The organism is Saccharicrinis fermentans DSM 9555 = JCM 21142 (assembly GCF_000517085.1).
GTDB lineage: Bacteria > Bacteroidota > Bacteroidia > Bacteroidales > Marinilabiliaceae > Saccharicrinis > Saccharicrinis fermentans.
On record NZ_KI912107.1, the window covers coordinates 3,522,861 to 3,547,635 of the forward strand.

The window sequence follows — 24,775 nt, forward strand, 5'->3', positions numbered from 1 at the left end:
TAAAATAAGGTAGTTCATCTTATCTAGTGGTAATCTATCTGCTTGAAGTGCTGCAAATAAAAAAATATACTACAAATTCACATACGAAATACGAATATCTGCAGTAATAATCCTCAAAATCAATATCCTATTTGCATACCTACATCCACTGGATACTTCCAGCTTGACCTTTAGTATTACAGATTGCACTTACTGAGCCGTTGTTATCAAAACCACACTATTTCCTTTTCCGCCATAATAAAACTCACAACCCTACTCTATCATCTCCATTTATTAATCCGCTCCGTCTTTTCTTCCAATTGTAAAGACAAAGATTCAATTCGGGATTGAAGTAATATTTTTCTCCCCTCAATACTTCTGGTATATATTAAGTCACAAGCACCAACAAGTTCATTCCACTTTCGCTTCAGATCTTCAGCATTCTTTTTATTTCGCCCAATCAACTCTGGAACTGAGTGATAATCTTTTTGTGAGATTGCTTTAAGAAATAGATTTTTACGAACAATTAAATACCTTGGATTGTCAACTTACCCAATTATATTTAAATCTTATGTCTTTAGGAAATTCTTTCAATGCTATATTGTTCTGTAGTTTTTTTTACAAATATAAAGCCGTACAAACAGCTTTATAAATCATAAAAATAATAATAACAAATAAAATATATACTACTGATATACAAAATCGTGTTTAACACCATAAGCAGTATGTATAGAATACATCAATCACATACATTTTACAATCGACTCATAAATTACCTTATCTTCCGAACGAAAGACATTAAAAACCACTATATCTAAATTACTTTGGTGATTTTCGAGCCAGTGTTTAACAGTGTTAAATGCGACAAACGCAGCTTGCTCTGCAGGATAGCCAAATACGCCGGTCGAAATACAACAAAAAGCAATGCTTTTGATGGTAGAAATTTCTCTACAAACCTCTAAACAAGAAACATAAGCTTTAGCAAGATCGTTTCTATTTTCATCACTAACTTGTCCAACTACAACAGGCCCAACCGTATGCAAAACATATTTCGACGGCAAGTTATAGGCGCGTGTAATTTTAGCTTCCCCTGTAGGTTCGGAAAAACCTTGTTTTTGCATAATTATATTACAATCATCGCGTAATTGGACACCTGCTGCTGTGTGAATAACATTATCAATACACATATGCAGTGGTTGACAACAACCTAGCAATTGATCATTGGCCGCATTTACAATGACATCTGCTTTTAAAGTAGAAATATCACCTTGCCATACGGCCATCTTCGTACTCCCAACGGAGATGGCACTGTCTTTCAAGAGAGAGTTCGCATCGGTAATACTTTTCTCGTTTAATTCTATCTGTAAAAGTTGATCAAGCTTTTTAACAGCCTCTATTCCAAAAGCATTCGGACGCAAAACATTTATCTTCGCATGTAATAATTTGCGTTTCTCTGCATAGTTCAAGCGCAAACTATCGATTTCATGTAAAGCTTCTAATAAATCATTTACGATTCCCTCTTTATTTGCTCCTTCAACTGAATCTACACGAAATTCTTCAAACAAACGGATTTCATCAGCATAATCAGTAAAGTGTAGACTTTTCATTATTGTATATGGTTGTAAAATTTACTCAATTCCGGAGTTATTAATAATAACAAATAGTGAAACCTAGTTTCTACCAGACCTGACCGAATAAATATTTTTCACTTATTTAGCTAAAAAACATCGTCGCGCAAGAAAATTACATATTCTACTTCGAAAATCAATTTATTTGGCGGAATAAATTTCTCAAATTTTATTATAACTAATAAAGGTATTTGTACAATAATTGATCAACGAATTGAAAACCTTTGCATTAAAACAAAATATAATTACTGCGACCTTTTCATGTCCCATTTACGAATGCCCCTTCACTGTAACGAATGTACCAAAGACCTTACCGAATACCTTCGAGTGAAGTTCGAACAGATGGTTTTTTTTAATGAAATAGAAAGAAATTAGTAGCCATAAAAAATTTGAATAGTTATTTTTTTATCATGATCATTAGAGCGTATTGTTGTACATCCTGAAAATACTAACATTTTAGCAATTTCCAGAAACACATCCTCTTTTTTCAATATTTCAAGTTTAAAAAAATGATATTCTTTTCAAAAAAAGAGGTTACAATTTCAGTATTCTTTTGGTCATCTGGTAAATCTTGGGTTTTCTTAAAAAGATTTAAAAGCTCGTTGTCAGCAATGCGGACACGGGCTTTTTCATTTTGTTGCCCATAAACAAGTTCATCAAGAGACATCTCCAAGGTATCAGCCATTTTCTCAGCAATTTCCAACGATGGTATCGAAATGCTCCTTTCGTATTTTGAGAGGTTGGTAACATGTACACCAATTTTTCTTGCAAACGCTTCCTGCGAAAAACCTTTTTCTGTTCTAAACAGAAACCCTAATCATTACCGAAGCCATAATAGCTGCAGCCTCGCTGCTGCAGTGTACAGACGCAAAATTTTGCGTCTCAACAGTTAAATACCAACACCCCAAACAAGATCAATTAGAAACTCAAACTACCTGCTACATCATAAAAGTATCTTTACCCAAAACCTTCGACCGCATGGTCGTATGCCTTGATGCTCAAGATTTAGAAACTGGCTTAAAATACCGCTGCCGTATAGATTTATACGAAGAAAAGCAAACCAGAAAAGAAGCTTGAGATTACCCATTTGCAACACCGATAAAGGAAAAATATATATTCCTACAACAAAGAGAACCAACAAAAGAATATTAGACTTAAAACCCTTTCAAATACTGCCATTGCACGAATATCTTTTAACAGAAAGATACCGGACTGATAATTTAGAGGATTTATAGAAGGAGTTGGAGAAATATCACCCATTAAAATAGAACAAGATGAAGGAAATGAACGTAAAAAATTAAGTAACTTTGTACCTAAAGTGGTACACAATTTAAAATGTACAAAAATGAAGATAGTAACAAGCCGTGAGTTCCACGACCATCAAAAGAAATACTTTGAAATGGTAGATAATAACGAGCAGATAATCGTTAAACGAAAAAATCGTGCATACAAACTTGTGCCTGTAAGTGATGATGATATGCTTATGGATATACCAAAAGAGTTTAGATGCAACCCTTACGAAGTAAGCCCAAGTGGTGATATGTTTTGGGCTGATAAACGAAATGTCGAAAAGGTGAAGAAAGCAATTGAAAGCAAAGAGGTTGCTGCTAGATTAACTTCCACTGATGATATTAAAAACTTCCTGAATAGCTTATAAAATATGTACACCTTAGATATTACGACACAAGCGAAAAAGGATATTGCATATTTGAAAAAAAATGGTGGTAAAGCTGTAACCAATAAAATTGAGAAACTTCTGGTAGAACTAATTGAGCATCCCAAGACAGGAACTGAACAAGTTGAACAATTAAAAGGCAACCGACAGGGCAATGGTCAAGAAGAATAGATAAAAAGAACTGCCTTGTTTACTCAATTAATGATAAAATCGTAACGGTAGAAGTAATCTCTGCAAAAGGACATTACGTCGATAAATAACCCACAACCCATCACACCCCACAGGGCAAAAAATCCCCGCTTCTCGTTCCTCTAGGCTTGCACGGTCTTTTTTGCCATTCCGCTACACCAGCCCTTCTATTTTATTTTTCGTCATAGTTTTTGTGCCAACGCTCATGCAGCACATTGTCCACGCTAGGAAGTGGTCAAAGGGCTGCCCCAACCCACAAACAAAAAGACACGCCAGAAAAAATCACCCCAAGCTAAGTTACATAATACGAGTTATATTTCAGCCTCTCAAAAAGGCTGACCCACAAAAACCAAAGCTGTCCTTATAACAGGTATTATGCAGAATAGCCGCATTGCTTACGCTCCCCAACCTACGCCGACACTGACAATCAGCATATTAAAAAACCGACCAATCCCATCGCTCGAAAACCAAAGTTTTTAAAAAAAAAGCTGTTTGCTGCCAAAAAAACGGTAACAAGAACCGCCAAAAAAGGCGGTTCTTGTTGAAGGTCTAGAACAATAGATCACTACCTCCCCTGCATCAGCGAACCCAAATGATGTATTAGAACTTCGTCATGAGCATTGAAATGGCAATAAAAGAAGATTTTTCTGAGACGAGACATAGCACCAGCTATGGTGAGTTGAAGAAAAGCAACGAAGTGACTTCTTTTGAAGCCATTTTAAGGCGTAATAGATTTTCTAATGCATTTTCCGGGTTCATAGCTCTCTCGCCAGCGCCGGCCACGGGGCTATTGTTCTGGCCTGCCCTGCGGTTCATTAATTGATAGCTTTGTACATTAATGGAAGATATTTATTAAATGAGAAACACAACTATAACAACTTCAACAACTCCGCAACTTTACCAGCTCACCAACCTAACAAGCTAACATCTTTACCAGCTCGCCAACTATAACAACTCGCCACCTCATGCGTCTTGCGCCTTGCAACACCCATAAAGCAAAAAAAAAAGAGCAACTGGATAAAATCCAATTGCTCTCTTTTAAGATGGGCGGCGACCTACTCTCCCACTGTACGCAGTACCATCGGCGCTAACGGGCTTAACTTCTCTGTTCGGAATGGGAAGAGGTGGAGCCCCGTCGCTATAACCACCTGAATATTATTATATTCCTTTATATTTTTTTATTGTCACATCGGCTACAATCAAAATCACATTTCGGCACTTAATGCTCCAACTAAAAGTTTCGGGCAATTAGTACCGCTCGGCTTTGGTGTTACCACCTTTACACCTACGGCCTATCAACGTCGTAGTCTACAACGTCCCTAATAAGGATATCTCATCTTGAAGCAGGCTTCGTGCTTAGATGCTTTCAGCACTTATCCCTTCCACACATAGCTACCCAGCGATGCTCCTGGCGGAACAACTGGTGCACCAGAGGTATGTCCAACGCGGTCCTCTCGTACTAACGTCAGGTCTTCTCAAATATCCTACGCCCACAACAGATAGGGACCGAACTGTCTCACGACGTTCTGAACCCAGCTCGCGTGCCACTTTAATGGGCGAACAGCCCAACCCTTGGGACCTTCTCCAGCCCCAGGATGTGACGAGCCGACATCGAGGTGCCAAACCGCTCCGTCGATATGAGCTCTTGGGAGCGATCAGCCTGTTATCCCCGGAGTACCTTTTATCCTTTGAGCGATGGCCCTTCCATGCGGAACCACCGGATCACTATGTCCTACTTTCGTACCTGGTCGGCTTGTCGGCCTCACAGTCAAGCTTCCTTGTGCCATTACACTCCACGGACGGTTACCAATCGTCCTGAGGAAACCTTTGAAAGCCTCCGTTACTCTTTTGGAGGCGACCACCCCAGTCAAACTACCCACCAAACAATGTCCGGATTAATCCGTTAGGCCACAGATAAGCAAAGGGACGTATTTCAAGGGCGGCTAAACTACACCTGGCGATGCAGCCTCAAAGCCTCCGTCCTATCCTACACATTACTTACCCACAACCAATGTTAAGTTGCAGTAAAGGTTCACGGGGTCTTTCCGTCCCGTTGCGGGTAATCGGCATCTTCACCGATACTACAATTTCACCGAGCTCATGGCCGAGACAGTGCGCACATCGTTACACCATTCGTGCAGGTCGGAACTTACCCGACAAGGAATTTCGCTACCTTAGGACCGTTATAGTTACGGCCGCCGTTTACTGGGGCTTCAATTCAATGCTTCGTCGAAACTAACATCTCCTCTTAACCTTCCAGCACCGGGCAGGTGTCAGGCCTTATACCTCTTCTTTCGAATTTGCAAAGCCATGTGTTTTTGATAAACAGTCGCATGCGCCATTTCTCTGCGGCCAGCCTAAACTGGCGCCCCTTTTCCCGAAGTTACGGGGCTAATTTGCCGAGTTCCTTAGCCATGAATCACTCGAGCGCCTCAGTATACTCAACCCAACTACGTGTGTCCGTTTACGGTACGGGTCCCTGTACTCGCTTTTCTCGGTACCGTTTGCTCTGCTTCGCTTTGGCCGAAGCCTAGGCTCTACGTACTATTCCGTCAGTACCTAGCAGTCTCAACAATACGTCACTTTTATTGTACAGGAAGTGCAGGAATATTAACCTGCTATCCATCCACTACCCCTTTCGGGTTCGCGTTAGGTCCCGACTAACCCTGATCCGATTAGCGTTGATCAGGAAACCTGAGTCTTTCGGCGTGCGGGTTTCTCGCCCGCATTATCGTTACTTATGCCTACATTTGCTTTTCCTAATTACTCCACCGGACTATCGCCATCCGGCTTCTGCGTCATTGGAATGCTCCCCTACCACTGTTAATAAATTAACAATCCATAGCTTCGGTAATATGGCTTATAGCCCGATTATTATCCATGCTCGATCGCTCGACTAGTGAGCTGTTACGCACTCTTTAAATGAATGGCTGCTTCCAAGCCAACATCCTAGCTGTCTCTGCAATCAAACCGCGTTTGTTCAACTTAGCATATATTTGGGGACCTTAGCTGATGGTCTGGGTTCTTTCCCTTTCGGACACGGACCTTAGCACCCATGCCCTCACTCCTGTTCATCATTATACAGCATTCGGAGTTTATCAGGAGTTGATAGGCGGTGAAGCCCTCTCGTCCAATCAGTAGCTCTACCTCTGTATAACTAAAACAAGGCTGCACCTAAATGCATTTCGGGGAGTACGAGCTATTTCCAGGTTTGATTGGCCTTTCACCCCTACCCACAGTTCATCCGAAGACTTTTCAACGTCTGGCGGTTCGGTCCTCCATTCCGTGTTACCGGAACTTCAACCTGACCATGGGTAGATCACCTGGTTTCGCGTCTAGCGCAGCTGACTTATTCGCCCTATTAAGACTCGCTTTCGCTTCGGCTCCGGGACTGAGGCCCTTAACCTTGCCAACTACGACTAACTCGTAGGCTCATTATGCAAAAGGCACGCCGTCACTGATTAATCAGCTCCGACCGCTTGTAAGCGCACGGTTTCAGGTACTATTTCACTCCCCTGTTAGGGGTACTTTTCACCTTTCCCTCACGGTACTGGTTCACTATCGGTCTTTCAGGAGTATTTAGCCTTACCGGATGGGCCCGGCAAATTCAGACAGGATTTCACGTGTCCCGACCTACTCAGGATACCACTATCCTATAAAATATTACGTGTACTGGACTATCACCTTCTTTGGTCGTTCTTTCCAAAACGTTCTACTTCTATTTTATATTCATATTGTGGTCCTATAACCCCTACAATGCCTAAACATTGTAGGTTTGGGCTAATCCCCGTTCGCTCGCCGCTACTAGGGGAATCATTATTATTTTCTTCTCCTCCAGGTACTTAGATGTTTCAGTTCCCTGGGTTTGCCCTCCTTGCGGAGTGACCGGTCATCAACCGGACGGGTTGCCCCATTCAGAAATCCACGGATCAACAAATATTTGCTTCTCCCCGTGGCTTATCGCAGCTTATCACGTCTTTCGTCGCCTCTGAAAGCCTAGGCATCCACCGTGCGCCCTTGCTTACTTTCTTGTTGGTTGATCCTTAACGATCTGCGTTAAGGCCAACTTATGATTTTGATTGTTTTGCCAATATGTCAATGTACGTTTTGTCCCGTTTTGGACAACGTGGAATACACAAAATTTGATAACTGTTCATCTTTAATAATTGTAAGTCTCTCTCCAGAAAGGAGGTGTTCCAGCCACACCTTCCGGTACGGCTACCTTGTTACGACTTAACCCTAGTTACCAGTTTTACCCTAGGCCGCTCCTTGCGGTAACGGACTTCAGGTACCCTCGGCTTCCATGGTTTGACGGGCGGTGTGTACAAGGCCCGGGAACGTATTCACCGCATCATGGCTGATATGCGATTACTAGCGAATCCAGCTTCACGGAGTCGAGTTGCAGACTCCGATCCGAACTGAGACCGGGTTTAGGGATTAGCATCATGTCGCCATGTAGCTGCCCTTTGTACCGGCCATTGTAACACGTGTGTAGCCCTGGACGTAAGGGCCGTGCTGATTTGACGTCATCCCCACCTTCCTCGCGGTTTACACCGGCAGTCTTGTTAGAGTCCCCACCATTACGTGCTGGTAACTAACAATAGGGGTTGCGCTCGTTATGGGACTTAACCCGACACCTCACGGCACGAGCTGACGACAACCATGCAGCACCTTGTAAGCAGTCCGAAGAAAAGAATATCTCTACTCTATGCAGCCTACATTTAAGTCCAGGTAAGGTTCCTCGCGTATCATCGAATTAAACCACATGTTCCTCCGCTTGTGCGGGCCCCCGTCAATTCCTTTGAGTTTCATTGTTGCCAACGTACTCCCCAGGTGGATTACTTAATGCTTTCGCTCAGTCGCTGACCATGTATTGCCAACAACGAGTAATCATCGTTTACGGCGTGGACTACCAGGGTATCTAATCCTGTTCGCTACCCACGCTTTCGTGCATCAGCGTCAATTATAGCTTAGTAAGCTGCCTTCGCAATCGGTGTTCTGTGTTATATCTATGCATTTCACCGCTACACAACACATTCCGCCTACCTCAACTAAATTCAAGACTAACAGTATCAATGGCAGTTTTACGGTTGAGCCGCAAGATTTCACCACTGACTTATTAGTCCGCCTACGCACCCTTTAAACCCAATAAATCCGGATAACGCTCGCATCCTCCGTATTACCGCGGCTGCTGGCACGGAGTTAGCCGATGCTTATTCGTACGGTACCGGCAAATATCTACTCGTAGATACGTTTCTTCCCGTACAAAAGCAGTTTACAACCCATAGGGCCGTCTTCCTGCACGCGACATGGCTGGTTCAGCCTTGCGGCCATTGACCAATATTCCTCACTGCTGCCTCCCGTAGGAGTCTGGTCCGTGTCTCAGTACCAGTGTGGGGGACCTTCCTCTCAGAACCCCTAGACATCGTCGCCTTGGTAAGCCGTTACCTTACCAACTAGCTAATGTCACGCATGACCATCTTTTACCGCCGAAGCTTTATATAATTTACCATGCGGTAAAATATAACCATGGGGCATTAATCCAAATTTCTCCGGGCTATTCCCCTGTAAAAGGTAGGTTTCATACGCGTTACGCACCCGTGCGCCGGTCGTCATCTGTAGCAAGCTACAATGTTACCCCTCGACTTGCATGTGTTAGGCCTGTCGCTAGCGTTCATCCTGAGCCAGGATCAAACTCTTCGTTGTATAAAAATTATCTGTATAGATCTAGTAAACTATTTCTATATCTGTTATTCTTTACAAGAGCCTTACTCAAAGAATCACTCTGTTATTTTTCCTTTTGTGCATTCCAATATTTTCAAAGAACGTCGATAAGTCTCCTTATCGTCTTTATATCTTTTAGGTCTAAAACCTAAGTTCAATCTGTTTGTTAAAACTAACCGATGTTAGTTTATCGCTGTAAAAGCGGATGCAAAGATAACAACTTTATTCCCTTAATTCCAAATGTTTTTTGAGAAAAATTGAAAATTAATTTTTTCGCTTTATTCCTTTCCAAACCCCTGTATTTAAACAGTTTTAAAGACTTCATTCTTATCAGTTTTTTATCCTTTTTTGCTACCGTTTTAGCGGCTGCAAAGATAAAGGTTTTTATTGAATCTACAAAATAAAATTTAAAAATATTTTTCAGACTCTTTTTTAACTCCTCATCCGTCCTTAAAACACCTTATTATCAATGTTTTTTAATCCCTTCTTTTACCTCAATATCTCAGTTGTTTCTCTCGCCTTTCGTTCAAAGCGGGTGCAAAGAAAGAGACTTTATTTCGTAATTCCTAACCTTTCCCTTCTCTTTTTTTTAATCGAACTTGAAAGGTAATACCTAAGCAATATATTGTCAAGTATTTACAGCTAAATGTTTTTTTATTCTTTTTTTATGTCGTACTGAATATGGTTTCTTCAAATCAGTCAAACAACCAGTACACAAAGGCGTAATAGATTTTATATTGCAGCTTTTGGGTTATCTTTCCGTCCAGCGCACACTTCCTTCGCGCTAGGCCAACTGCACTACCTCTTCAAGTGCGCCCTTGAAGGTTTCTGACCAACGCCGGCCACTGCTATTGTTATGGCCAACACTACCGTTCATTAACTGATAGTTGGGTATTTATATGAAAGATATCTTTTACATCAGAGTTCTTGAATATGGATTTTTATAAGTTGAAAACTTTTATGTTTTACTTGAAATTGTTCATATATTGAAAATATTGTTTCTGTATGAAAGAGGATAACTTGATTCTTTTGATACATACCTTGCTCTTGCTGCTTATCGATATGTTCTTTTTATTCGGGAAGGTTTAATCTTCAAAGGTCCTCATGATAACTGCGTCATTACTCGGGAAGGTATATTTTAAAAGGCCCTCATGATCAGGCTTCGCCGAATTGTCATTGCCACAAAAAGAAGCCCAAAGGTCTAGAACAATAGATCCACTACCTACCCTGCAGCGACCAACCCAAATGATGTATTAGAACTTCGTTATGAGAATTAAAAGTGCAATCAATCAAGAACTTGTTGAGATGAGGCATAACGGGTCCTAAGATGAAATATCTCATCGCTTTAGAGTGATCTATATTTTACTACGTACATGGAACATTGCTTGCTTTTGAAACTTCCGTTAATGTTCTTTTTGTCATTGCCACAAAAAGAACCAAAAAAGTCTAGAACAATAGATCACTACCTCCCCTACATCGAGCTCCAATTCCGTCCGGCACACAACCACCTCAAGTGCGCCCTTGAAGCTCTCTCGCCACCGCCGGCCCCGGGACTATTGTTCTGGCCTGCCCTGCGGTTCATTAGCTGATAGTTTCTTATACAAATGGAAGATACCCTTAAGGTGAAAGTTTTTGATTTTGGATTTTTAACCCACATTGCAGCTAAATTGGCGGAGATTCTTGTTTTGTAGCCACTTGCGATTTTTTTATTTTCATTTTGTGTACTACAGATTTTTTTCGGGTAAAGGGAGCATATTTGTATTTCAGAGCATCATATAATTGTTTTACTTTTTCGTTAGGCTCAGAGCAACGTCTTATTGAAATAGTTTGATCCTCTACGTTTTGAGCAGTTGTTGTAACCGCCTTTTGTGTATTCATTATGCGGACGATTTCTTTCCATCCATGGTTTATCCCTTTACTTTTTAGTTGATACCTGATTGTATTCACTACCCAATATGCCAACAACCCAAGGTGCAGATGAGCCATTGTACTTGAATCGGTTTTGTGATAAATTGGGCGTAAATCAAGATCGGTTTTTAAAACTCGAAAAGAAGCTTCAATCTCCCGGATGGTATTGTAAAAACTCCATAAAACATCTTCATCATAGTTTTCAAGTGAAGTGCGCAGAAAATATATTCCACTACGAGCATTGATTTCAATGTTTTCTTTTACAGACCATTCTATTGACGAGGCAAGTGGATGCTTTTGTGTCTTCTTGCCCCTTGTACCTTTTTCTTCCGCAAGGGCATTGACTTCAATATTATAATATCTTTGTATCGATGGGTATTTCTGCTTTAACCGACCTATGCGTTCATGAACTTTATCCAAGCGTTTTACGCCTCCTTTTTTGCTCAGGCTTTCGTTAATTTTTCGAAGTCCTTCTTCGAACCTAGCTTGGAACTGCTCGTTCATCGAACGCTCCTTCAGCTTTTTTGCTTCGCTTTTTACTTTGAGGTAATAATCATTGTTTCTTTCTGATTTAACCCGGCACAATTCAATTTTACGTTTTTTATTATCGTAAACTGATACCGTTTTTGCATTTGCATCAATAGTGTATTTAGTAAGGTGTACACGGCTTACGCACAAATAATCATATCCTTTTGAGGCAATCATTTTCAGGTTGTCATCCGTGGCTATCCCCGCATCGATTACCACCAATGCTTTTTTTGATGATGTGGATGTTTTTACCCGAAGATTGTTGATCATGCCTTCAAGTGTTTTTGAATCGGCCATATTACCTTCAAGTATGGATGAATATTTTATAAACCCTTCTACATTTATCACCAAGGCAAGCACCACCAACTTTGCATCGCTCCGTTTCTCCTTGCTCCGGCCAAATTTCGCTATACTGCTGTGTTCTTTTCGTCCTTCAAAATAAGTATTGGTAAGATCGTACAATACGATTTTGTCCTTAATGTCGAATAGTTCGTTGGTTCTGACAGAAAGGTGGTTTCCAAAGCTTCTTTTACTTCATATAATTTATTGGAAATCCGATACAGCTTATCTTTAGTAACTTTTCCTATGTCGGTTCCCGTAATTTCGCATACCGATGAGTTTTCTTTTATCCATTTACTTGTTTTAAGTTCGGATGCAGGATATACGGCTCGGCTAATAAGATGTGTTTTTGCCAGATTTATATCGTGGTCGCTCCATCCTTGTTTTTCAAGAAAGCCTCCAAACTGGAGTTGTTCCAATGCCTGGTGGCACATCCACTCTGAACCAATTTCGCGGACATCTTTATTTTTGATGCTATTGACATCAATATTTTGAATATCCTTGCCTTTGTTTGCCTGTTGTTTTTTGTTTGTTTTTGAAACAATGTCAATTTTTTTCTTAGCTACCAGAATATCGTAAAACTCATCAACATACTTATTTACGAGGCTATCGTCACTTTCTTGATAAGTGAACAAAGGGTTATTGCAGTTTTCGGCCTTTTCTGTGATAAGCTTTTGTATTATAACTAATTGATCTGCATTCAAATCATCTAAGTATTCGGCATTGACCATGGTGCGGTGGCATACCCTACCGTCTTCGTTGCGGTAGCTCTCAACCAATCGATAATAACCAGAGTAAACTCCAGTTTCTGGATTTTTGCGCATGAATACTTTGAAATACATGCCCCAAAGAAACTATCTAATTTATTCAAAATCAATACCCCCCTGTGTACTACAAATGGATTTTTGAAAAAGCTACAACTGATAACCAGCTACTTGCAAAATTAAACTGCCCTAAAACGACCGATTTTGCCTGAAAAAAAGCTGAAATTCGTTAAAAACGCTCAAAATGGGTCAAGTGCGCCCAGAAACCCGGATGATGTATTAGAACTTCGTTATGAGCGTTAAAATGGCAATAAAAGAAGGTTTTTCTGAGACGAGGCATAGCACCAGCTATGGTGAGTTGAAGAAAAGTAACGAAGTGACTTCTTTTGAAGCCATTTTAAGGCGTAATAGATTTTCTAATGCATTTTCCGGGTTATAGCTTCTCTCCAACGCTGGCCCCGGGGCTATTGTTCTGGCCTACCTTGCGGTCTTTTGACTGATAATTTTGTATATAAATAGAAGATATCCTTTGGATGAGAGAGCTTAAATATAGATTTTTATAATTGAGAACTTCTATGCTGTACTTGAAGTTCTATTAAAAAAGAAGGCTTGCAATACCTGAGAGACACAACTTCAACAACTCCACGACTTTACCAGCTCGCCAACCTAACAACCTAACAACCTAACATCTTTACCAGCTCGCCAATTCCATCAACTTAACAACTTAACAACTCGCCACCATCAAGCTTCTCGCCAGCGCCGACCCCGGGGCTATTGTTCTGGCCTGCCCTGTGGTCTTTTTACTGATTGTTGGGTGTTTAAATGGGGATTATTCATTTATTAAGAGTTATTGAATATGGTTATGAATAAACTGTAACTTCTTGTTTTTTTAATCGAATAATGTCTATAAATGGGAAGTTATAGTTTACAAAGCGAGAGTAATATCTCTACTTATATGACATATATCTTGCTCCTTAAATTTCTATATATGTCCTTTTTATCATTGCCATAAAAAGGACCAAAAAGGTCTAGAACAATAGATCACTACCTCACCGGCATCAGCTTCCCTTTCCGTCCGGCACACACTTCTTTCGCGCTAGGCCAACCGCACTACCACCTCAAGTGCGCCCAGGAAAACTTCTCTCCAACGCCGGCCCCGGGGCTATTGTTCTGGCCAACCCTGCGGTCTTTTTACTGATTGTTGGGTTTTTAAATGGGGATTATTCATGCATTGAGAGTTATTGAATATGGTTATGGATACGTTGTCACCCTCTATGTTTTACTTGAATTTGTTTTCAAGATTAGAAATTATCGACATGTCCTTTTTATTCGGGAAGGTTTGTTTTAAAGGTCCTCATGATAACTGCGTCATTACTCGGGAAGGTATATTTTAAAAGGCCCTCATGATCAGGCTTCGCCGAATTGTCATTACCATAAAAGGAACCAAAAAGGTCTAGAATAATAGATCACTACCTCCTCTGCATCAGCGAACCCAAATGATGTATTAGAACTTCGTTATGAGAATTAAAAGTGCAATCAATCAAGAACTTGTTGAGATGAAGCATAGCACCAGCTATGGTGAATTGAAACAAGTTAGCTGGCGACTTGATTGGCAGCAATTTTAATTCGTAATAGATTTTCTAATGCAGCTTTTGGGTAATAATTCCGTCCGGCACACACTTCCTTCGCGCTAGACCAACAGCACTACCACCTCAAGTGCGCCCAGAAACCCGGATGATATATTAGAACTTCGTCATGAGCATTGAAATGGCAATAAAAGAAGATTTTTCTGAGACGAGGCATAGCACCAGCTATGGTGAGTTGAAGAAAAGTAACGAAGTGACTTCTTTTGAAGCCATTTTAAGGCGTAATAGATTTTCTAATGCAGCTTTTGGGTAATAATTCCATCCGGCACACACTTCCTTCGCGCTAGACCAACCGCACTACCACCTCAAGTGCGCCCAGGAAAACTTCTCTCCAACGCCGGCCACGGGGCTATTGTTCTGGCCAACACCGCGGTCTTTTACTGATTGTTGGGCGTTTAAATGGGGATTATTCATTTATTGAGAAATGTTGAATTTGGTTTTCGCTAAATTGCAACCTTCTATGCTTTACTTGATGCTATTTCAAAATTGAACTTTCCTCATATGTCCTTTTAACTCGGGAAGGTATATTTTAAAAGATCCTCATGATCAGGCTTCGCCGAATTATTCGGGAAGGCTTGTTTTAAAGATCCTCATGATAACTGCGTCATTGTCATTGCCACAAAAAGGACCCCAAAGGTCTAGAACAATAGATCCACTACCTCCCCGGCATCAGCGAACCCAAATGATGTATTAGAACTTCGTTATGAGAATTAAAAGTGCAATCAATCAAGAACTTGTTGAGATGAGGCATAGCACCAGCTATGGTGAATTGAAACAAGTTAGCGGGCGACTTGATTGGCAGCAATTTTAGTTCGTAATAGATTTTCTAATGCAGCTTTTGGGTTATCTTTCCGTCCGGCGCACTACCACCTCAAGTGCACCCAGGAAAACTTCTCTCCAACGCCGGCCCCGGGGCTATTGTTCTGGCCAACCCTGCGATCTTTTTACTGATTGTTGGGTGTTTAAATGGGGATTATTCATTTATTGAGAGTTATTGAATATGGTTATGAACAAACTGTAACTTCTTGTTTTTTAATCGAATAATGTCTATAAATGGGAAGTTATAGTTTACAAAGCGAGAGTAATATCTCTACTTATATGACATATATCTTGCTCCTTAAATTTCTATATTTGTTCTTTTTATCATTGCCATAAAAAGAACCAAAAAGGTCTAGAATAATAGATCACTACCTCCCCTACATCAGCGAACCCAAATGATGTATTAGAACTTCGTTATGAGAATTAAAAGTGCAATCAATCAAGAACTTGTTGAGATGAAGCATAGCACCAGCTATGGTGAATTGAAACAAGTTAGCTGGCGACTTGATTGGCAGCAATTTTAATTCGTAATAGATTTTCTAATGCAGCTTTTGGGTAATAATTCCGTCCGGCACACACTTCCTTCGCGCTAGACCAACAGCACTACCACCTCAAGTGCGCCCAGAAACCCGGATGATGTATTAGAACTTCGTCATGAGCATTGAAATGGCAATAAAAGAAGATTTTTCTGAGACGAGGCATAGCACCAGCTATGGTGAGTTGAAGAAAAGTAACGAAGTGACTTCTTTTGAAGCCATTTTAAGGCGTAATAGATTTTCTAATGCATTTTCCGGGTTCATAGCTCTCTCGCCACCGCCGGCCCCGGGGCTATTGTTCTGGCCAACCCTGCGATCTTTTGACTGATAATTTTGGATATAAATAGAAGATATCCTTTGTATGAGAGAGCTTAAATATAGATTTTTATAATTGAGAAATTCTATGCTGTACTTGAAGTTCTATTAAAAAAGAAGGCTTGCAATACCTGAGAGACACAACTCAACAACTCCACGACTTTACCAGCTCGCCAACCTAACAAGCTAACAACTTCAATAACTTAACAACTCGCCACCATCAAGCTTCTCTCCAACGCCGGCCCCGGGGCTATTGTTCTCGCCTGCCTTGCGGTCTTTTACTGATAGTTTCATATACGAATGGAAGATATCTATTAAATGAGAAATACAACTCAGCCACTCCACGACTTTACCGGCTCGCCAACCTAACAAGCTAACAAGCTAAAAACTTTACCAACTTCAACAACTCGCCAACTTCAAGCTTCTCGCCAGCGCCGGCCCCGGGGCTATTGTTCTGGCCAACCCTGCGGTCTTTTTACTGATTGTTGGGTTTTTAAATGGGGATTATTCATACATTGAGAGTTATTGAATATGGTTATGAATAAACTGTAACTTCTTGTTTTTTTAATCGAATTATGTCTATAAATGGGAAGTTATAGTTTACAAAGCGAGAGTAATATCTCTACTTATATGACATATATCTTGCTCCTTAAATTTCTATATTTGTTCTTTTTATCATTGCCACAAAAAGAACCAAAAAAGTCTAGAACAATAGATCGCTACCTCCCCGGCATCAGCGAACCCAAATGACGTATTAGAACTTCGTTATGAGAATTAAAAGTGCAATCAATCAAGAACTTGTTGAGATGAAGCATAGCACCAGCTATGATGAGTTGAAGAAAAGTAACGAAGTGACTTCTTTTGAAGCCATTTTAAGGCGTAATAGATTTTCTAATGCAGCTTTTGGGTAATAATTCCATCCGGCACACACTTCCTTCGCGCTAGACCAACCGCACTACCACCTCAAGTGCGCCCAGGAAAACTTCTCTCCAACGCCGGCCACTGCTATTGTTATGGCCAACCCTGCGGTCTTTTTACCGATTGTTGGGTTTTTAAGTGAGAATTATCGTTTGTTGAGAAATGTTGAATCTGGTTAGGGATGAGTTGTAACTACTTTTATTTTACTTGAAGTCTTTTCAATATTGAACTGTCTCCATATGTTCTTTTTGTCATTGCCACAAAAAGAACCAAAAAGGTCTAGAACAATAGATCGCTACCTCCCCGGCATCAGCTTCCCTTTCCGTCCGGCACACACTTCTTTCGCGCTAGGCCAACCGCACTACCACCTCAAGTGCGCCCAGGAAAACTTCTCTCCAACGCCGGCCCCGGGGCTATTGTTCTGGCCAACCCTGCGGTCTTTTACTGATTGTTGGGTGTTTAAGTGAGAATTATCGTTTGTTGAGAAATGTTGAATCTGGTTAGGAATGAGTTGTAACTACTTTTGTTTTACTTGAAGTCTTTTCAATACTTGAACTGTCTCCATATGTTCTTTTTATCATTGCCATAAAAAGGACCCAAAAGGTCTAGAACAATAGATCCCTATCAACCCGCAGTGACCAACCCAAATGATGTATTAGAACTTCGTAATAGATTTTCAAAGACTTGGGAGCGATAAACCATCAAGAAACCAAATTATCATGGTCATTTATACAAAAAGATATGTATGTTGTTATTATATTCGTAGCTTAATTTTGAAAACACATTCAACCGTGAGCGATAGTTTAGTTATCATACCCACCTACAACGAGAAGGAAAATATTGAGAACATAATCAATGTGGTTTTTTCTTTACCCAAGGATTTTCATATTTTAATTATTGAAGACAATTCACCCGATGGAACCGCCGACATTATAAAACGATTAATCTCGGAAAAATATCCCAACAAGCTCCATATATTAGAGAGAAAAGGCAAACTAGGCTTAGGAACAGCTTATTTAACAGGCTTTAAATGGGGCATTGAAAAAAAGTATGACTATATTTTTGAAATGGATGCAGATTTTTCGCACCCTCCCGAAAAATTATTAGCTTTATATGACGCTTGTAGAGAAGGAGCTGATCTGGCCATCGGCTCCAGATACAAATCGGGCGTAAACGTTGTAAACTGGCCTATGGGGCGTGTATTAATGTCGTATTTTGCATCAGTATACGTAAGGTTCATCACCGGCATGAAAATCATGGACACCACTGCAGGCTTCAAATGTTATAAGAGAGCAACACTAGAAACCCTTCCTCTAGATAGGATTAGACTCAAGGGCTATGCCTTTCAAATAGAAATGAAATTTACAACTTGGAAGTATGGCTTCAACATTATAGAGGTTCCCATTGTTTTTACTGACAGACAAAAAGGAACTTCAAAAATGAGCGGCGGGATTTTTAACGAAGCCGTTTGGGGAGTGATAAAAATGAAAATTGCAAGTTGGTTTAAAAAATACCAACGCTAATAACTTATTCATTCATTAAAATTTGGCCATGAGCTTAACATTGATAAAAAACATTAAAATAATAAACCAAGGACAATCATATATTGGTAGTATCTTGATTTCCGGTGATAAAATTGAACGCATATATAAGGACGGAGATACTCTGCCCACAGCTGATCATATCATCTATGGAGAAGGCAAATTACTGCTTCCCGGTGCTATTGATGATCAAGTACATTTTCGTGAGCCTGGACTTACGCACAAAGCCGACATATATACAGAATCGAGAGCTGCTGTGGCAGGAGGTATTACTTCTTATATGGAAATGCCCAATACCACTCCTCAGGCCACAACCCAACAGATACTGGAAGATAAATATAATCGGGCTGCCCAAAAATCCATCGCCAACTACTCCTTCTACATGGGGGCAACCAACGATAATCTGGACGAGTTGTTAAAGACAGATCCTGAAAAGGTATGCGGAATCAAAGTCTTCATGGGCTCTTCCACAGGTAATATGCTGGTAGACAATGAAGATACACTGGGAGCTATATTTTCACAGGCTCCTACTTTAATAGCTACTCATTGCGAAGATGAAGACACGATTCAAGCTAACCTAAAGGCCTACAAAGAAAAGTACGGCGAGGAAGTTCCTTTTGAGATGCATCACCTTATACGGTCTGAGGAAGCATGCTACAAATCATCATTACGCGCATCAACCTTGGCCAGGAAACACGGAGCACGCTTACATATCTTACACCTAACCACAGCCAAAGAACTGGAGTTACTAGATAAAGACATGCCTTTGGAGGATAAAAAAATTACTGGAGAAGCCTGTGTACACCATTTGTGGTTTACAAACGAGGATTATAAAAAATACGGGGCGCTCATAAAATGGAACCCAGCCATCAAAACACCTAAAGACCGAGCTGCCTTACGTGAAGCCTTGAAAAATGGAAATCTAGATGTCGTAGCTACCGACCACGCCCCGCATACCAAAGAAGAAAAAAAAGGAACCTATTTCAAAGCTCCATCCGGAGGCCCTTTGGTACAACATGCCATGGTGGCGATGCTAGAGATGGTAAACCAGGGTATTTTTACCTACGAACAGGTGGTGGAAAAAATGTGCCACGCTCCTGCCATTCTATTTCGCGTAAGAGAACGAGGCTTTATCAAAGAAGGCTATAAGGCCGATCTGGTCATAGTAGAGCCTAAATCACCATGGGTAGTTGCTTCAGAGAATATCTACTCTAAGTGCGGGTGGAGCCCCTTCGAAGGTCAAAAATTTTCTCACCACATAAGTCACACCTTTGTAAATGGCCACTTGGCATACCTCAATGGAACCTTTAATGATAAACACATGGGTGAGAGATTATTATTCAACCGCTAATCGACCTGTTTCACACTTCTAAACATTTATAACCATGAAACACTTACTTAGTAGCTTTACTTTCATAACCACATTACTCTTATCTATGGTAGGATGTCACGACAGACAACATGCCCTGCCTTCATCGAATGATCAGATGGAGCTTTGGGCTGATACCATTATATATGAGGTTCTGGTTTCAAATCCTGACCCATCGAATGAATGGGAAACGGCCAAGGTAAAGAACGTAAAACAAAGACAAATTATTGACGACCTTTTCGCCATGGTATACAATGGCAAAAAAAAAGGCATCTGACTATTACACACATCAACCATTAAGCATAGATGAAGTAAAAGCAATAGAAGCAGACCAACGTTTTAATAGAAAAAAAGTAGGTAAATTACAGTTTACCGAGACGTGGTACTTTGATAAAAAAAACCAAAAATGGATCAAAAACATACACTCTGTATTGTTAGCTTATGAGTTATATGATGACACCAATAATTTAAGAGGCTACAAAGCGGCTTTTGTTATCGAAGATTTGTAACCGTGCAAGCTCTGCATAATGACTAGCAGTCTACTTAGCCATACTACATCTGTGCATTAAGCTTACAACCTGTAGTATGGCGCACTATGTAAGTCTCCCACTGATGAGCCAAAGGTTCATTTACAACTCCAATTCATAAATCCCCCTAATGAAACAACCAAGCACTCTCCTTAACAACAAACCTTGCTGTTTTACGACTTAATTGAGAATCTACCACTTCTTTCCCTTGTATCATTTCTTGAATAGAAGCATCGGTATAATTTCTGATGGTCAATAATTCTACCTGCTCATTATATTTTACTACAAAATCCTTTTGTAAATCACTAATTAGCTTACTAATATCGCGTACATTATTAACACAAACAGTAAAATTCAAGGCTGAATTCTGCATCAAGTTAATCTTAATTCTGTTACGACTAAAAATAGCAAAGATATCACTCAGGTTATCCTCTAAAATAAAGGAGAAATCTTTAGGTGAGATGGTGATAAAAAGCTGATCTTGCTTTAATATATACACTGGCACATCAAGTTCTCCTGATTCCTCTGTTCGAATCACAGTTCCCTCCAACTCTTCATCCAAAAAAGATTTTACAAATAGAGGGATATTTTTATTTTGAAGAGGCTTCAATGTTTTTGGGTGAATAACCTGTGCTCCATAATAAGCCAACTCTACAGCCTCAGAATAAGAAATCTCCTTCAGTTTTTGAGCAAAAGGATACCAACGCGGGTCCGCATTCAAAACACCCGGAACATCCTTCCAGATAGACAAACTGTCTGCGTTCAACACATGCGCTAACACAGCACCCGAATAATCAGATCCTTCACGACCAAGAGTGGTGGTAATATTATTAATAGTGGAACCAATAAATCCTTGTGTTATATATACCTGTTGTTGCTTAAAGTCAATATTATCATGTACAAACTGCGAACTCAAGTCCCAATTAACATTAGCATCACGGTAACTCTCGTCTGTTTTAATCAGATGCCGAACATCCAGCCATTGGTTCGCTATCCCAATAGAATTGGCATAGGCACTCACAATATGTGTAGAAATTATTTCTCCAAAAGAAACAATCTGATCATACTCAAAATCATAATTCAACCCTGGATTCAACTGCACTCTTTCCCATAAAGTTTTTAAGAGTTGATCAAACTTCGACATAAAAGGGTCATCTTTCTCAAACAATTTACGCACTATCTGGTTATGATAGTCAAAAATAGCTTCAAATGAAGTTTTCATTTGAACAGGATTTTGTTGGACAAAGGCCTCTGTTAGTTTTTCCATGGCATTCGTAGTCTTTCCCATGGCCGAGACCACCACCACCAATGGATTGGATATTTTTTTTATAATGTTACAAACATTTTTAATACCTGAAGCATCTTTAACGGACGCTCCACCAAACTTATATACTTGAATCATATTTTTTTATTAATCGCCACTCAATATAATAGACATGACAACTCAAAACTAGTCAAAACTCAACAATAACAAGTGATTTTTATCATCGAAGAAAAAAATAATCTAATGTAAATTACCAGTAAAATAAATCTAAAATCGTTTCTATGAATCAATACGAAGTAATTACCCTGAATGAGTTCATCTTAGAAAGTCAATCACAATTCCCTCAGGCAGAGGGAGACCTTTCTCACCTACTACACCATGTGGGAACAGCTGCTAAAATTGTTAACCGCGAAGTAAACAAAGCAGGACTTGTGGATATTTTAGGAGAAATAGGGACATGCAATGTACAAGGTGAAGACCAAAAAAAACTGGATATATTCGCCAATGATCACTTTATCAATTCACTCCACTCCTGTGGAGAGGTATGTGCCATTGCTTCGGAGGAGAATGAAAGCTTCATACTATTTGATGATGATATGGCTCGCAATGGAAAATATGTATTTTTGATGGATCCCCTTGACGGGTCTTCAAATATTGACGTAAACGTATCCATTGGCACTATCTTCTCCATCTACAAACGCAAAACCAAACAAGGAGAAAAAGCAACCATGGAGGACTTCTTGCAACCGGGTACAGAGCAAGTTGCTGCCGGCTACATATTGTATGGCTCCTCTACCATGTTAGTGTATACAACAGGGCAAGGAATCAATGGTTTTACCCTGGATCCCTCTATCGGTGAATTCTGCTTATCCCATAAAAAAATAAAAAGTCCGGAAGACGGCATTATATATTCCATCAACGAAGGTAACTATTTAAAATTCCCCGCAGGAGTTAAGCAGTATATTAAATATTGTCAAGAAAAGGATGTGGACACCCAACGCCCATATTCATCCAGATATATCGGTTCGTTGGTTTCAGATGTTCACCGTAATCTATTGAAAGGTGGCATATTTATGTACCCCATTACAGAAAGTGCACCCAAGGGAAAACTACGATTATTATACGAATGTAATCCCATAGCTTTTATCATAGAGCAGGCTGGCGGTAAGGCAACCGATGGCCACAAACGGACCATGGAAATAAAACCCTCATCGCTACACCAACGAACACCTTTTTACTGTGGATCAACCAACATGGTTAATAAGGTAGAAGAATTCATTCGCGTATTTGGATAAGCGACATACCTATTAAAAGACGAAATAAAAAAGGCTGGAAACATATCGTTCCAGCCTTTACAACACTAATCATATCCTTTATTCTGCCTTAAATCTACATTCACATCCAGTTCTGACTGAGGGATGGCAAAAACTCTACGAAAGGGTTCTGATGCAGGTTTAGCGGTATAAGCTTCTTCAAACTTACCAAATCGAATCATTTCCTGACGTCGTTGTGCTTCCCAGTATAACTCATAGCTAATTTCATTATAAAGAATTTCTTCTGTAAGAACAGAAAGCGTTTGACCATAAAAAGGATGACCATCTATATCGACACTCCACCTTGAAGACCTCAACAAGTTAATATCATCCAGGGCTCCACTCACATCTCCGTTTCTGAATTTAGCTTCTGCACGCATGGTATATACCTGCCCCAAACGAAATACAGGTATATCTACACCTCCATTGCTGCGGGTATTCTCCGCATCGTATTCATGTTTAAAGATTCTCACACCCCGGTTGATCTGATTTTGTGTAAAAGCAGCATCATAGGCTGCATCAAAATGAAGCTCCCGTGTAAAATCCATTAACAAGTCAGGCGTTTTCTCAGTATACAACTGCTGCACCAATACTCTGGAAGCATCGGAGGGATCCATCTCAAAGGCTCCATCAGTAATTATAGGACCATACTGCTGCCCTTCCTGAAATCCTCTGTTAAAATGAAAAACCCCATCATAAGGAAGGCTATAATCAGTACCATCATTTTTAAACACTTCGCCTCCATTTTTCAAGGTGTATTTTCTAAAGCGAGGATCAGACCTATTATTATCCCATAAAGCATAATACTCAGGCGTAGTGCAGGTAGCATTAGACCCTCTATTATTATCAGGATTGGCCTTTTGGTTACGTCCCATCGCTAGATATGTAAAATCGTTCTGCCCTCTATTATCACCCGTAGCCACCTGTATAATAGAAAATATATGCTCCTTATTATACTGATTATCAACATCAAAAATCTGAAAATAATCATCTTCCAACGAAAACGAAGCACCACTAATAATCTTATCGCAATAAAAAATAACAGAATCCATATACTTTGTAGTAGTAAACTCAAAAGCAGATGATTCATTATATCTATCGTCGTAAACGGCTTTATTTAGATACATATGAGCCAATAAAGCATAAGCACCTTCTTTTGTAAACCTACCAGCATGGGTTCCGTTGTCACCTAATGCGACTAAATCGGGAATGCAGATCTCCACAATCGCGATACACTTATTAACCGCCTCTTCGGCTGTTAGAATATCAGGCAATACCGCAAAATCAATATTTGCCGGATCCCGATAAGGCACCTGACCAAACAAATCAGCCAGATAATAGGTATACAATGCCCATAAACACCTGGCCTCAGCGAGAAACATATCCCTATTTGCTTCTTCACTATTCTCCAACACATCTATCGTTGTTAAAGCCTGAGCAATAGCACCATTTAGATTATTCCAGTTTCCTTCAGGCTTCACACTATAGGCATCCCAAGTAAACTCATGTAACGTTTTCCAATTACCACCATCTCGCCAATCTTCTCCTCTCACGGGTAAAACAGTCTCATCAGTCGTCATTTGCTGCAAGCACCAAATACCACTATAGTTACAAAAGATACCTTCGCCTTTATCGTAAGTTGCTGCCAGCAGCTTTTCTCCCGATTGTTTAACATCATTTATATCTGCAGAAATAATTTCATCAATCACTTCCTCTTCAAGATCTGTACACGAAGAAAACAAAAATCCAACGACTAATAAAAAACCAATATACCTAAATATTATATGTATCAT

Annotated in this window: 15 protein-coding genes, 3 rRNA genes and 1 pseudogene; 11 read left to right on the plus strand and 8 right to left on the minus strand. The window is 40.2% G+C overall.

The features are described 5' to 3' along the window. Positions 1-722: 722 nt before the first annotated feature. Both CYTFE_RS0114315 and CYTFE_RS31545 read right to left on the minus strand, forming a co-directional pair. Complete coding sequence (locus tag CYTFE_RS0114315; protein ID WP_044212340.1) at positions 723-1,586, minus strand: protein-ADP-ribose hydrolase; 864 nt, start codon at positions 1,584-1,586, stop codon at positions 723-725. Between the two features lie 508 nt (positions 1,587-2,094). After that, complete coding sequence (locus CYTFE_RS31545) at positions 2,095-2,415, minus strand: helix-turn-helix domain-containing protein (protein WP_081735999.1); 321 nt, start codon at positions 2,413-2,415, stop codon at positions 2,095-2,097. 537 nt (positions 2,416-2,952) lie between these two features. Between CYTFE_RS31545 and CYTFE_RS26615 the strand changes: the two genes are divergently transcribed. Genes CYTFE_RS26615 through CYTFE_RS31975 form a run of 3 tightly spaced genes read left to right on the plus strand, consistent with a single transcriptional unit; the run spans position 2,953 to position 3,542 of the window. Further along, positions 2,953-3,264, plus strand: coding sequence for a hypothetical protein (locus tag CYTFE_RS26615; RefSeq protein WP_044212338.1), 312 nt, complete (start codon positions 2,953-2,955; stop codon positions 3,262-3,264). A 3-nt stretch (positions 3,265-3,267) separates the two neighbouring features. Then, the gene (locus CYTFE_RS26620; RefSeq protein WP_200871250.1) at positions 3,268-3,453 is read left to right on the plus strand and encodes a type II toxin-antitoxin system RelE family toxin; all 186 of its coding nucleotides are present in this window, start codon (positions 3,268-3,270) and stop codon (positions 3,451-3,453) included. After that, positions 3,450-3,542, plus strand: a complete 93-nt coding sequence (locus CYTFE_RS31975; RefSeq protein WP_407689943.1) for a hypothetical protein — start codon at positions 3,450-3,452, stop codon at positions 3,540-3,542. The genes CYTFE_RS26620 and CYTFE_RS31975 overlap by 4 nt, the downstream gene beginning before the upstream one ends. Before the next feature lie 971 nt (positions 3,543-4,513). Here the strand turns inward: CYTFE_RS31975 and rrf are convergent. The 4 genes and pseudogenes from rrf to CYTFE_RS32175 form a co-directional block, all read right to left on the minus strand. Then, positions 4,514-4,623: ribosomal RNA gene (gene rrf, locus CYTFE_RS0114345) — 5S ribosomal RNA — on the minus strand. A gap of 77 nt (positions 4,624-4,700) precedes the next feature. Continuing rightward, a 23S ribosomal RNA gene (locus tag CYTFE_RS0114350) occupies positions 4,701-7,502 on the minus strand. Between the two features lie 153 nt (positions 7,503-7,655). Then, positions 7,656-9,177, minus strand: a 16S ribosomal RNA gene (locus tag CYTFE_RS0114355). Together the 16S, 23S and 5S rRNA genes form the textbook arrangement of a ribosomal RNA operon. Positions 9,178-10,857: 1,680 nt before the next feature. Then, positions 10,858-12,812: pseudogene (locus CYTFE_RS32175) on the minus strand (IS1634 family transposase). A 214-nt stretch (positions 12,813-13,026) separates the two neighbouring features. Here CYTFE_RS32175 and CYTFE_RS30045 point away from each other — a divergent pair. The 7 genes from CYTFE_RS30045 to CYTFE_RS0114395 all read left to right on the plus strand — a co-directional run bounded on the left by CYTFE_RS30045 (position 13,027) and on the right by CYTFE_RS0114395 (position 20,387). Next, on the plus strand, positions 13,027-13,173 hold the full coding sequence (locus CYTFE_RS30045) for a hypothetical protein (RefSeq protein ID WP_154665677.1): 147 nt from the start codon (positions 13,027-13,029) through the stop codon (positions 13,171-13,173). Positions 13,174-14,489: 1,316 nt separating this feature from the next. Next, on the plus strand, positions 14,490-14,633 hold the full coding sequence (locus CYTFE_RS30050; protein ID WP_154665678.1) for a hypothetical protein: 144 nt from the start codon (positions 14,490-14,492) through the stop codon (positions 14,631-14,633). Positions 14,634-16,817: 2,184 nt separating this feature from the next. Continuing rightward, positions 16,818-16,961: a hypothetical protein gene (locus CYTFE_RS30055; RefSeq protein ID WP_154665679.1), complete on the plus strand. Its 144-nt coding sequence runs from the start codon at positions 16,818-16,820 to the stop codon at positions 16,959-16,961. A gap of 798 nt (positions 16,962-17,759) precedes the next feature. After that, a complete protein-coding gene (locus CYTFE_RS0114380) occupies positions 17,760-18,491 on the plus strand; it encodes a polyprenol monophosphomannose synthase (RefSeq protein WP_027472350.1) in 732 nt (243 codons plus the stop codon). A 28-nt stretch (positions 18,492-18,519) separates the two neighbouring features. Continuing rightward, positions 18,520-19,860 (plus strand): dihydroorotase, encoded by a 1,341-nt coding sequence (locus tag CYTFE_RS0114385; RefSeq protein WP_027472351.1) that lies wholly within the window; start codon positions 18,520-18,522, stop codon positions 19,858-19,860. Between the two features lie 34 nt (positions 19,861-19,894). Then, positions 19,895-20,155, plus strand: coding sequence for a hypothetical protein (locus tag CYTFE_RS0114390; protein ID WP_044214219.1), 261 nt, complete (start codon positions 19,895-19,897; stop codon positions 20,153-20,155). Continuing rightward, positions 20,133-20,387, plus strand: a complete 255-nt coding sequence (locus CYTFE_RS0114395) for a hypothetical protein (RefSeq protein WP_027472353.1) — start codon at positions 20,133-20,135, stop codon at positions 20,385-20,387. Before CYTFE_RS0114390 ends, CYTFE_RS0114395 begins: the two co-directional genes overlap by 23 nt. 145 nt (positions 20,388-20,532) lie before the next feature. Here the strand turns inward: CYTFE_RS0114395 and CYTFE_RS0114400 are convergent, their stop codons facing one another. Beyond that, positions 20,533-21,807, minus strand: coding sequence for an aspartate kinase (locus CYTFE_RS0114400; protein ID WP_244880330.1), 1,275 nt, complete (start codon positions 21,805-21,807; stop codon positions 20,533-20,535). Positions 21,808-21,950: 143 nt separating this feature from the next. Between CYTFE_RS0114400 and fbp the strand changes: the two genes are divergently transcribed. Further along, a complete protein-coding gene (fbp, locus tag CYTFE_RS0114405; RefSeq protein ID WP_027472355.1) occupies positions 21,951-22,964 on the plus strand; it encodes a class 1 fructose-bisphosphatase in 1,014 nt (337 codons plus the stop codon). Positions 22,965-23,029: 65 nt separating this feature from the next. Here fbp and CYTFE_RS0114410 read toward each other — a convergent pair whose 3' ends face one another. Continuing rightward, positions 23,030-24,775, minus strand: a complete 1,746-nt coding sequence (locus CYTFE_RS0114410; RefSeq protein ID WP_052343209.1) for a RagB/SusD family nutrient uptake outer membrane protein — start codon at positions 24,773-24,775, stop codon at positions 23,030-23,032.

Bases quoted from the DNA above. Each gene is read 5' to 3' on its own strand.
- CYTFE_RS30045 (WP_154665677.1), top strand. From the start codon at position 13,027: ATGAGCGTTAAAATGGCAATAAAAGAAGGTTTTTCTGAGACGAGGCAT.
- CYTFE_RS0114385 (WP_027472351.1), top strand. From the start codon at position 18,520: ATGAGCTTAACATTGATAAAAAACATTAAAATAATAAACCAAGGACAA.
- CYTFE_RS0114400 (WP_244880330.1), bottom strand. From the start codon at position 21,807: ATGATTCAAGTATATAAGTTTGGTGGAGCGTCCGTTAAAGATGCTTCA.
- CYTFE_RS26620 (WP_200871250.1), top strand. From the start codon at position 3,268: ATGTACACCTTAGATATTACGACACAAGCGAAAAAGGATATTGCATAT.
- CYTFE_RS0114410 (WP_052343209.1), bottom strand. From the start codon at position 24,775: ATGATACATATAATATTTAGGTATATTGGTTTTTTATTAGTCGTTGGA.
- CYTFE_RS0114395 (WP_027472353.1), top strand. From the start codon at position 20,133: ATGGCAAAAAAAAAGGCATCTGACTATTACACACATCAACCATTAAGC.
- CYTFE_RS0114390 (WP_044214219.1), top strand. From the start codon at position 19,895: ATGAAACACTTACTTAGTAGCTTTACTTTCATAACCACATTACTCTTA.
- CYTFE_RS30055 (WP_154665679.1), top strand. From the start codon at position 16,818: ATGAGAATTAAAAGTGCAATCAATCAAGAACTTGTTGAGATGAAGCAT.
- CYTFE_RS0114315 (WP_044212340.1), bottom strand. From the start codon at position 1,586: ATGAAAAGTCTACACTTTACTGATTATGCTGATGAAATCCGTTTGTTT.
- CYTFE_RS26615 (WP_044212338.1), top strand. From the start codon at position 2,953: ATGAAGATAGTAACAAGCCGTGAGTTCCACGACCATCAAAAGAAATAC.
- CYTFE_RS30050 (WP_154665678.1), top strand. From the start codon at position 14,490: ATGAGCATTGAAATGGCAATAAAAGAAGATTTTTCTGAGACGAGGCAT.
- fbp (WP_027472355.1), top strand. From the start codon at position 21,951: ATGAATCAATACGAAGTAATTACCCTGAATGAGTTCATCTTAGAAAGT.